8 protein-coding genes are annotated in these 9,298 nt (G+C 48.4%); 7 read left to right on the top strand and 1 reads right to left on the bottom strand.

Translation table 11 applies throughout. The features are described 5' to 3' along the window. Positions 1 to 513: formylmethanofuran dehydrogenase subunit E family protein (locus tag NW863_RS11040; RefSeq protein WP_414366367.1), on the bottom strand; the 513-nt coding region annotated here is incomplete at its 3' end. A 331-nt stretch (positions 514 to 844) separates the two neighbouring features. Here NW863_RS11040 and cas6 point away from each other — a divergent pair. From cas6 to cas2, 7 genes are all read left to right on the top strand, one after another. Next, entirely contained in the window at positions 845 to 1,528 is a 684-nt protein-coding gene (cas6, locus tag NW863_RS11035) for a type I-MYXAN CRISPR-associated protein Cas6/Cmx6 (RefSeq protein ID WP_414366365.1), read from the top strand. A gap of 13 nt (positions 1,529 to 1,541) precedes the next feature. Then, a complete protein-coding gene (cas3, locus tag NW863_RS11030; RefSeq protein ID WP_414366364.1) occupies positions 1,542 to 3,959 on the top strand; it encodes a CRISPR-associated helicase Cas3' in 2,418 nt (805 codons plus the stop codon). Further along, entirely contained in the window at positions 3,956 to 5,515 is a 1,560-nt protein-coding gene (gene cas8a1 / locus NW863_RS11025; RefSeq protein ID WP_414366362.1) for a type I-MYXAN CRISPR-associated Cas8a1/Cmx1, read from the top strand. Before cas3 ends, cas8a1 begins: the two co-directional genes overlap by 4 nt. 85 nt (positions 5,516 to 5,600) lie before the next feature. After that, entirely contained in the window at positions 5,601 to 6,521 is a 921-nt protein-coding gene (locus NW863_RS11020; RefSeq protein ID WP_414366359.1) for a DevR family CRISPR-associated autoregulator, read from the top strand. After that, positions 6,518 to 7,117, top strand: coding sequence for a type I-MYXAN CRISPR-associated protein Cas5/Cmx5/DevS (cas5, locus tag NW863_RS11015; RefSeq protein ID WP_414366358.1), 600 nt, complete (start codon positions 6,518 to 6,520; stop codon positions 7,115 to 7,117). The genes NW863_RS11020 and cas5 overlap by 4 nt, the downstream gene beginning before the upstream one ends. Before the next feature lie 62 nt (positions 7,118 to 7,179). Further along, the gene (gene cas1 / locus NW863_RS11010; protein WP_414366356.1) at positions 7,180 to 8,928 is read left to right on the top strand and encodes a type I-MYXAN CRISPR-associated endonuclease Cas1; all 1,749 of its coding nucleotides are present in this window, start codon (positions 7,180 to 7,182) and stop codon (positions 8,926 to 8,928) included. A 3-nt stretch (positions 8,929 to 8,931) separates the two neighbouring features. Beyond that, positions 8,932 to 9,225, top strand: a complete 294-nt coding sequence (gene cas2 / locus NW863_RS11005) for a CRISPR-associated endonuclease Cas2 (protein WP_414335565.1) — start codon at positions 8,932 to 8,934, stop codon at positions 9,223 to 9,225. The last annotated feature ends 73 nt before the right edge of the window (positions 9,226 to 9,298 follow it).

Below are 9,298 nucleotides of genomic sequence, written 5' to 3'. Positions count from 1 at the left end.
AACTTCCTGGCCTGCAGCCGCCAGTTGTTCCGGGGGCAAATTCCGGTATTGGGCGATAAACTCAGGCAAAACTTGAAACTCCACCCGCTTGCCGGTCTCTCGGTGGATCACCACACTGCGCATCTTGTCGAGGGAGCCAACTTCCACCAGCTTCAAGTTCAGTTTGCCCAAACTGGCTCCTGTTGCAGCGTGCAAGCCATCCACAATACACACAAACGGGATCTCCAGCGGCGACTCGTGAATAACCTCCACCAAAAAACGGTTCCTAGAGGTGTGGGGAGTTGGATCCATCAAGCCTAGCTCCGCAAGGGCGCGCATCCCCATGCGATAGCCGATCACTGCCCAAGGGCCGGCTCCGCCATGGATTTCTGTTACTCTCTGAACTGCTATCGCCGTCGAGTCACTTCCAGAAAAAGAACTCGGATGAGCTGGTGCTGGTGCTCCCAAAGCTAGCTGAAGCGCGATCAGTAGAAGAGAAAACGGCTGCGGCTTGGCAACGAAGAACAAGTTCATAGGCAGTGCAGTGGGGAGACATGAAAAGCAGAGAGATGCTAAGCCATCCTAAGCCCTACCCCTTGAGCCTGCCTATGCAGGGGCGGGGGATCCAACAGCCTTCTGAGAACTATTCCCAGAACTGACTCACAAGTGCAGTGAGCCGAGAACGATGATATTGTCGAAGGTAAGCCTCCGGGCGTTGAGCACCCTTAAATGGCCGTTGTGGTCAGAAGTGCTTTGCTGGTGGCAGCAGGCTCTAACACCCCTGACTGCCCTATCCACTGATCGCCTTAGGGCGCTGTCTATCACTTGACAAGGGATAAGAGCCCCCAGTAACCTCATTTCTGGGATGTCTTACATTGCTGTTGTAGGCGGAGCCAGACCAATGACTGCTGAGGCTTCACCACCTGACTCAACAGACTTCCTTTACCAAACCCTTGTAGTAGACTTGTGCCTGCCTGTACGAGGAGCCACGCTCCCTGCAGATCATGGATACGGCTTATTAGCGGCACTGTGTCACCGAGTGCCGATGTTGCATCGGAATCCCTGCGTCAGTATTTTGACAACAGCAGGGATCAGAGATAGACAAGGCAAAATCCTACTAACTCCACACTCCCACATTAGGATTCGACTACCTATCGAGGCAGTGGCGGAGGTGTACAAGCTAGCCGGTAAACAATTGAAGATTGGATCTCATGAGGTACAGCTAGGGATCCCTAAGATTTTTACTCTCAAACCAAGTACTTCCCTGAAAGCTCGAATCGTTACGATCAAGGGCTACACTGAGCCGGATACATTTGCCCAAGCTGCTCAGGCTCAGCTAGAGAAACTAAAGATTTCAGGCCAGGTAACAGTACTGCAAGATAAAACCGGAAAGCCTCTGCGTAAAACCTTAAGAATCAAGGGGCATACAATCATAGGTTTCTCAACATTGGTAGAAAACTTACAAGAGGAAGATTCAATTCGTCTGCAGCAAGTAGGCCTAGGTGGCCGACGGCGCATGGGCTGCGGATTCTTTTTACCTTACAAGTAAGAAGAGATCTACAATGTTTAAGTTTTTACTGGCAAAATCTCTGGAGAAGCGGGATCCCAGCCGCCAATCCGAAGAAGAGTACGCTCAAGCAAAAGGCGCTGCTAAGCTTACAGGTCATGTTACGGCTGTATTATCAGCGGCTGAAGTTCTTTCAGATCACCTAGGAGAGACTATTCAGCAGCAGTTGAGGTTGAAGGACGCAAGTCGTCTGAAATCTATTGTCAAGCTGGGATCTTATTTGCATGATTGGGGCAAGGCAAACCAACATTTCCAAGAGATGATTTATCTCAAGTCATCAATTCTAGATGCCGAATCAAAAGCAAGACTTGAGAAGGCTTGGAGGGCTCACAATAAGCAACAACTTATTCGACATGAATTTTTAAGCGGCATACTCGCCTTACAGGTTAGCCCATTTCGGGAGTGGCTACGGAAAGCATTTACCGAAGAGGAGCTGCTCTTGGCTACTTGGGCAGCAATCGGACATCATCTCAAGGCAGGAGTGGATTCACAGGGCAAGGAATCACATAAAATTACAGAGTTGCCGGATGGCACGGGAACTGAGGTTCGTATTTACACTGACCATCGGGATTTTCAATCCATATTGAGACTGGGATCCCAGAGACTTGGACTGCCAGAAGAGATTCCAGATGTACCTTCGGCAAATTGGAAAAAAGAACAGCTAGAAGAGCATTTACATACCTTGGCAAACCAGTTCCGAGACTTTGCCAAAAGTCTAAGCTCAGATCAGCGGGCATTGGTGGCGGCGGCTAAAGCCACAGTCATCGTTGCAGATCTGGCAGGATCGATCTTGCCATCAGAGGGAGAAAACCTACAGGATTGGATCTCTAATACCCTGAGTTTGATTCTTCAGGAAAGCGAACTAGAGCAACTAGTTACCCAGAAACTAGGGGGAAATTCTCTACGACCCTTCCAAGAGCAAATTGCTAATACCCGCTGTCGGGTAACACTGGTAAAAGCAGGCTGTGGTACGGGGAAAACCTTAGGAGCCTATGCTTGGGCAAAAAAGTGGGCAGTGGGAAAGCGGCTGTTTTTTGGCTACCCTACCACTGGAACAGCTACTCAGGGCTACCTAGACTATGCCGAGGGATCCCCAATAGAAAAAATGCTGATGCACTCGCGGGCAGACTTAGATCGAGAACTGCTGCTAACCGGAGAGGGCGAAAAAGATGAGGCAACTTCATCTCGTCTGGCTGCGCTGCAAGCATGGCGAAAGAAATTAATTATCTGCACTGTGGATTCCATTTTAGGTTTAATGCAAAACAATAGAAGGTCACTGTTTTCATGGCCAGTTCTAGCTCAATCTGCCTTTGTTTTTGATGAAGTGCATGCCTATGACAATCAATTGTTCGGCGCTTTACTGAGATTCTTACGGACTTTTCGAGGTGCACCTGTCCTCTTGATGAGCGCTAGCTTTACCCCAGGACAGCTCCAGGCAATTAAGCGAGTGATGGATGAGTTGGGTGAACCTATAGAGGATCCCGTTGAAGGATCGCGAGAGCTAGAAGAACTGAAGCGCTATCAAATACAAGAGGTGCAAGCAGAAGGTGATCCCACCCACTCTGAGCTTATTTGGTCGAAAGTCATCAAGGCAGTTCAGGAGAGGCAAAAGGTTCTGTGGGTAACTAATTCAGTGTCTAGTTGTATTGATATTTATCAAGTTGCCAAGGAAAAACTAAAAGATATAAAAGTCAAAGTTTTAATTTACCACAGTCGTTTTCGCTACAAAGATAGACTCACCAAGCATGAGCAGGTTATCAATGCTTTTAGTCGGCCAGAACCTGTTCTTGCTGTCACTACACAAGTCTGTGAAATGTCCTTAGATTTAAGTGCAGATTTGCTTGTCTCTGCCATGGCTCCAGCAACGGCTTTGGTTCAGCGATTGGGTCGGCTAAATCGAAGAATGAAAAGCGAAAAAGAAGAACCTTGTACAGCTCTCCTCTACAGATGGGATAAAAGCTCTCCCTATACTGCAGAAGAACTAGAAAGCGGGCAAAAACTAGTTAATGAGGTTAAATACAGAGGACTAGAGCGCGTTTCACAGCGGGATTTAGCTAGCATTCTTTCTCAGCTCAGCCCAAAAGAGCCTGTTGAAGTGAAATCGGCCTGGCTTGATCAAGATTGGTGCACTTACCCAAGCTTCCTACGCGAAAGTGGACACACAATAACGGTGCTTCTAGCAGAGGATCAGGAGTCTATTTGGGAAGCTGCTAAAGCTCGGCAGGAAAAAGCTTTGGCCAAGGGGCAAAAGCTATCGAAGATGCAAGCTTTTCTGCAAGAGGCTCAAGCCTGGGCAATTCCGATTCGGATTCCAGATCAAGAGATAGAGTGGTGGAATTGGCAGCGACGTGGATTTTATTTCGTAACAGAGCCTGGATACATCAGCTATAGCGAGGAATCTGGCACGCCATGACTGAGCTAAAGCTACACATAGGACATCCTGGGTTGACACTGCTGCATCGAGCAGGGCTGGCTGGGCTGTGGATGACTCTTAAGCAGATAGAACAAGAGATTCCACCAGAGAAGCGGCCAGGGTCCCTAACTTGGGAACTGACACCTCGACAAGTCCAACTGTTCTGGCAGGGAAATGACTTTGAGGTCATTGACTGGCTGCTTAAAGAGTCTTTTCAGCTTAACAATGGACTTATCGCACTGCGAGGGATTGATAGTAAGTCAATGCGGAAAGACTCACAGGTAATCATTCACCAGGGGATCTTGGGAACATTTTTACAACATAACAAAACTCGCAAAATTCTTGGTGAGCAAACTGAATCTCTAGAGATCGATGAGAACTACCCACCCATCATTATCAAGTACAAAGCTTTAGAAAGCTATGTCCATCAGGAATTTGCCAAAAATCTATGCGATAAAGACGGTAATTGGCTTAGGCAGCCAATTAGCATTGCTGGCTGGCTTAATCCAGGTGCCGTTGTGCGACATAATGCGTTTCCCTCAGATACAAGCTTTGAAGAGTCTCCAGAGATGGCCTTTATACTCCTCTACGCTCCTGTTTCTTCCTTCTACTACATTCTTCGGTCACGGCTGAAGGATCAAAAAGCTCAATATGCTCTGGTGGTTCCTGAGATTACCGATATGGAGGTCTATGCAGGCTATCGGCAAGATCCTCGGCTCCGTTATGCAAGTTATCGAGATTTACATGCTGCCGGTTTGGGAGATGCTGGGCTTAAGTTTCTGACATATCAAGAGGTTGCAGAATCTTCTCGAGGATTTAAGGTAACTCGATGTCAGGTTCTTACTCTAGGTTCTGTCCCCTGGTCGAGCCAACAAAAGTCTCGCACAGATCTATTTACTGTAGAAGCAAAGTATCATGCCTGCAAAAACTACCAGATCTGCAAAGCGGTACTACCAGATCGAGTTATCCTTAAGACAAAAGCGGAGGAAGGAAGCTTTATCGCAACAAGCTTTGCTCGTGAGATGATTGCTGAAAATCTGGCAAGAGATCATCCTTGGTATGCCGGGTTTTCAGATTGGGTTAACAGTAACGAGCGATTCCAACAACTGTGCTACGAACGCAGAGGTTTAAGTGAGATGGTCATGAGAGCAGACATGGATGATAGAGAGCGCTGGTTTGTCCAGACCTGCCATGAGGCTATTCGCTTTACCTATGGTCGTTTATATAAGAAGGCTCAAGATCGAGGAGAGCAGACTAACTTTGATAGGGAAAACATACGCATTCGCACTGGATTAGCTCGATGTAAAAATGCAGAAAGCTTCCGTGAGTTTATTACTAACTTTTGGGCAAAAGCTGGGATAATACCAACGCTTCAAGAGCACTGGGATGATTTGATGGACTTAGTTATGGATCCCAAAGAGTGGAGAAAAGCACGGGATCTGGCTCTTCTGGCGTTAGCAAGCTACAAAGGTAAGGAGCGTCAGGAAGAAACTCAAGATGAGCCCGATGAGAACGGTACTGACTTGATTGCTCCTGCCGAATTAGAAGAGGACTAAGACTATAATCTTCAAAGTAGAAGCTTGTGAGCCAGACAAAAAATCAACGTAGCAGTAACTTAGCAACTTAGTTTGGAGAAAAACCATGACTTTTCACCTGTTCGGCAACATTTTGACCAACTATGGTACTGCTGCAAACAATCGCGGCGAGAGTGAGGGCAATATTACTACCCTGCAAAAGATTCTCTGGAAAAATGAGGTGCATACTACTGTTTCTGCTGAAGCAATTCGCTGGGCATTGCGTTACTACTGGCAAACATCAGGAAGCGGTTGCAAGGTCAACCGACGCTGGAATGACGAAACTAACGACAACGAGTGGGAAGAGCCTAACTTTGACCCTGATCTGTACATTGATGATGATGTTTTAGGCTTTATGCGCGCGGAGGGGGCTAAAGTAGATGCCTCAGACGAAAGCTCATCCAAAGGAAAGGGGAAAAAGCCGGCCAAAGGCACTACCACTGCTAGGCGCGGTGTTTTAGAGGTAACTCGGGCAATCTCCACCCGACCGTACAGTGGAGATATAACCTTCAATGCAAGAAGCGGTCAGAAGGGATCCACTTCTCTCTACGGAACAGAAGTGCATGCCACTCGCTATCAATACGGTTTTGCAATGACCCCTGCTCGACTTCAGCGGCAAGAGCGAGTCATTGAAGTAGTGAGGGGACTGGTTTCGTTAGGGGAGGTAGCCGGCAATCACTCCCGCTTTCTCTACGATTTTTCACCAGATAGCATAGTCTTGCGCTGGACGCACGACTTTTCGCCCCGCCTGCTCTACTGTTTTGAAGAAAACTCTGAGGGAGAAATAAGCATGCCAGACTTGGTGCGTCGAGTACAAGTAGGAGATATAGATCCTCAAGAGCTATGGCTAGCAGGAGCTGCTGCCGAAACCGAGGACGGGGAGAAGCTAGCTGAATTAGGTGCTCATGTAAGTCCGGGCATTAAGTCAACGGTTGACGACCTAATTGCCATAATTCAAAGTCAAATTTCTTCTAGGGAGGCAGCATGATTCAGCTTCAGGTTGAGGTACCTATTGCTTGCTTTCGTCAATCTTGGGCCAGGGAGTTTGCCGAAACCTATCCGGTGCCGCCACCTGCTACTGTTTATGGAATGCTGCTTTCCTTGCTGGGAGAGTGGGATCGGCATCGCTATTGTGGTGCTCAACTGGCAATTGCCCTACTGAGCCAACCTCAACTTTCTACGGTAATCCGCACCTTTCGTCGCTTTAAAAGCAAAGACATTCGGGATCCGGCCAACGCCCGTCCTGACTATCAGCAATTACTCACTGACGTGCAGATTGCAGTGCTGGTTAAAGGATCCCTTGCTCATGATTTGGAAAGAGCCTTTGAGAATCCCGAATCGATTAACCGATCCGGAGGACTGAGCTTGGGGGAGAGCCGTGACCTTGTTAACTCGATAACGCCAATTCCAGTAGTTCCCAAGCAGAGTCGATGGCTAATTCGAAATGAGGACGGGATCCTCACTTTGCCGTATTGGGTCGATCACGTAGGAGCCCGTGGCACCCGCTGGCAAAGGTACTTGCTCCAAACTCTTGAGAGTGAGGAGATACCTGAATTGGCCTGGACAGAAATTCGGCCAGATTAGCTGCTGTCTGCTGTCATCCTTGCACATGTATGCGAGAACGGACAGTGCTTTGAGGCTAGATTTTGCCTCTATCTGAGGAGAAGGTTTTTTCAGTATTGTTGAGGTTTTCTCATATTCTTCATGTTGTTTATGTTTTGGAGCTTTGGATTATGCCGCTATCGTTGGCTGATTTCTCTGTACAGATAGATTCAGATTTGATTCGTGTTTCAGCGTTGCATGCATTGGCCTACTGCCCACGATTATTTTACCTAGAAGAAGTTGAGGAGCTCTACAGTGAAAACGCAGCTATTTTTGCTGGTCGGCGGCTACATACAGAGCTAGAAAAGCAAGAGGGAGAAGATTGGGAGGATCTATTTCTAGAAAGCGAGGATCTGGGTTTGCGGGGACGGGTAGATGCCCTGCGTACTCGCGACGGTCAGATTATTCCTTATGAGCATAAAAGGGGTCGGGCAGCCCGGGATCCGGACAACCAGCCCCAAGCCTGGGAAAGCGACCGGCTGCAGATCTTGGCCTATGCCTATCTGATGGAAACTGTCCTGGGGATCCCAATCCCTGAAGGACGAATTCGATACCACGGCGACAATGTGCTAGTGCGCGTTCCCCTCGATGATGCCGGGCGCCAAGCTGTGCGTCAGGCAATCGAGCAAGCAAGGTTGCTGCGCCAATCCCATCTCCGTCCCCCAATTACTGACAACGAGCGACTCTGCGCAGGCTGCTCTCTGGCCCCTGTGTGCTTACCTGAAGAAGCGCGGCTAGCTCATGATAGAGAATGGCAGCCTATTCGCCTCTTCCCGGAAGACGATGAACGGCAGTGTGTCCACATTCTAGAGCCGGGGGCGCGGGTAGGGCGCAGCGGATTCCGTCTTAAAGTAAGCTACCGAAACCAAAACGAAGAGTTTATCTCTGCTCAGCAAACCGGGCAAATTGTGCTGCACGGTTTTTCTCAAATCTCAACTCAGGCCATTTATTTCTGTGCTGAGCAAGGCATTGGGATTCACCTAATCTCTGGGGGTGGACGCTACGTTGGTAGCCTAGATCCCCGGCACGGAAGCATCCAACGCCGGATCCGACAGTACCAGGCCCTGAGCGATCCTCAAATGTGCTTGAAGTTAGCTCGGAAGCTGGTTGCGTGTCGAGGTCAAAGTCAGCGTAAGTTCTTGATGCGGCTGGGATCTGCTCGTCCACCAGAGGTAGAGCAAGCCATTGACCAAATGAGGCGAGTACTCAAGCAAGTCGATCGAGCAGAGTCATTATCAAGCTTGCTGGGTTTGGAAGGAAATCTATCGGCACTTTACTTTGCCGCTTTGCCCTATGTGCTATCAGATAAGGTGCCAGAGGAGATGCGATTTTCAGGCCGAAACCGAAGGCCCCCTAAGGATCGCTTTAATGCTCTACTGGGATTTGGATATGCCCTTTTGCTTAAAGATGTCATGAACGCTATTTTGACGGTAGGCCTAGAGCCTGCTCTCGGTTTCTATCACCAGCCTCGCTCTCAAGCACCCCCTCTAGCTCTCGACTTGATGGAAATCTTTCGCGTGCCTCTTGTGGATATGCCAATCGTAGCTTCAGTGAATCGTAAACAATGGGATCCGGAAGCAGACTTCATCGTACGAGGACAACAAGTTTGGCTTAGCGAAGAAGGGCGGAAAAAGATGATTCAAATTTACGAAGATCGCAAGCAGGAAAAGTGGAAGCATCCAGTCACTAACTATTCCTTAACCTATCGTCGTTTGTTAGAGCTAGAGGTTCGCCTTTTAGAAAAAGAATGGAATGGAGAGGGTGACTTATTTGGAAACTTGGTTGTGAGGTAAACTATGGCTGAATATAAAGTTTGCTACTTAGTATGCTATGACATACGTTGCCAAAAGCGATGGCGAAAAGCGTCGAAGTTGTTAGAGGGATATGGAGAGCGAATTCAGTACTCAATCTTCCGCACTTGGCTAACATTACGAGAACGAGAAAAACTGCGCTGGGAACTAGAGAAGATCCTCAAGCCGGAAGATGGCCTTCTCATCGTGGGGATCTGCAACCGTTGTTTGGAGCGGGTGCTCACCTCGAACCGACCAGGAAGTTGGCCACAGCAGCAGAGCAGCTACAGGATCTATTGAAGAAACAAGGATCCACCGTTGTGAGAGGTATCTCAGCTTCTAACAAACCTCAAAGCCTTGCTGTAAGCGGATC

The organism is Synechococcus sp. B60.1 (assembly GCF_047462555.1).
GTDB lineage: Bacteria > Cyanobacteriota > Cyanobacteriia > Thermostichales > Thermostichaceae > Thermostichus.
This window is presented reverse-complemented; position numbering and strand designations above follow the sequence as displayed.

Bases quoted from the DNA above. Each gene is read 5' to 3' on its own strand.
- cas6 (WP_414366365.1), top strand. From the start codon at position 845: ATGTCTTACATTGCTGTTGTAGGCGGAGCCAGACCAATGACTGCTGAG.
- cas3 (WP_414366364.1), top strand. From the start codon at position 1,542: ATGTTTAAGTTTTTACTGGCAAAATCTCTGGAGAAGCGGGATCCCAGC.
- cas8a1 (WP_414366362.1), top strand. From the start codon at position 3,956: ATGACTGAGCTAAAGCTACACATAGGACATCCTGGGTTGACACTGCTG.
- NW863_RS11020 (WP_414366359.1), top strand. From the start codon at position 5,601: ATGACTTTTCACCTGTTCGGCAACATTTTGACCAACTATGGTACTGCT.
- cas5 (WP_414366358.1), top strand. From the start codon at position 6,518: ATGATTCAGCTTCAGGTTGAGGTACCTATTGCTTGCTTTCGTCAATCT.
- cas2 (WP_414335565.1), top strand. From the start codon at position 8,932: ATGGCTGAATATAAAGTTTGCTACTTAGTATGCTATGACATACGTTGC.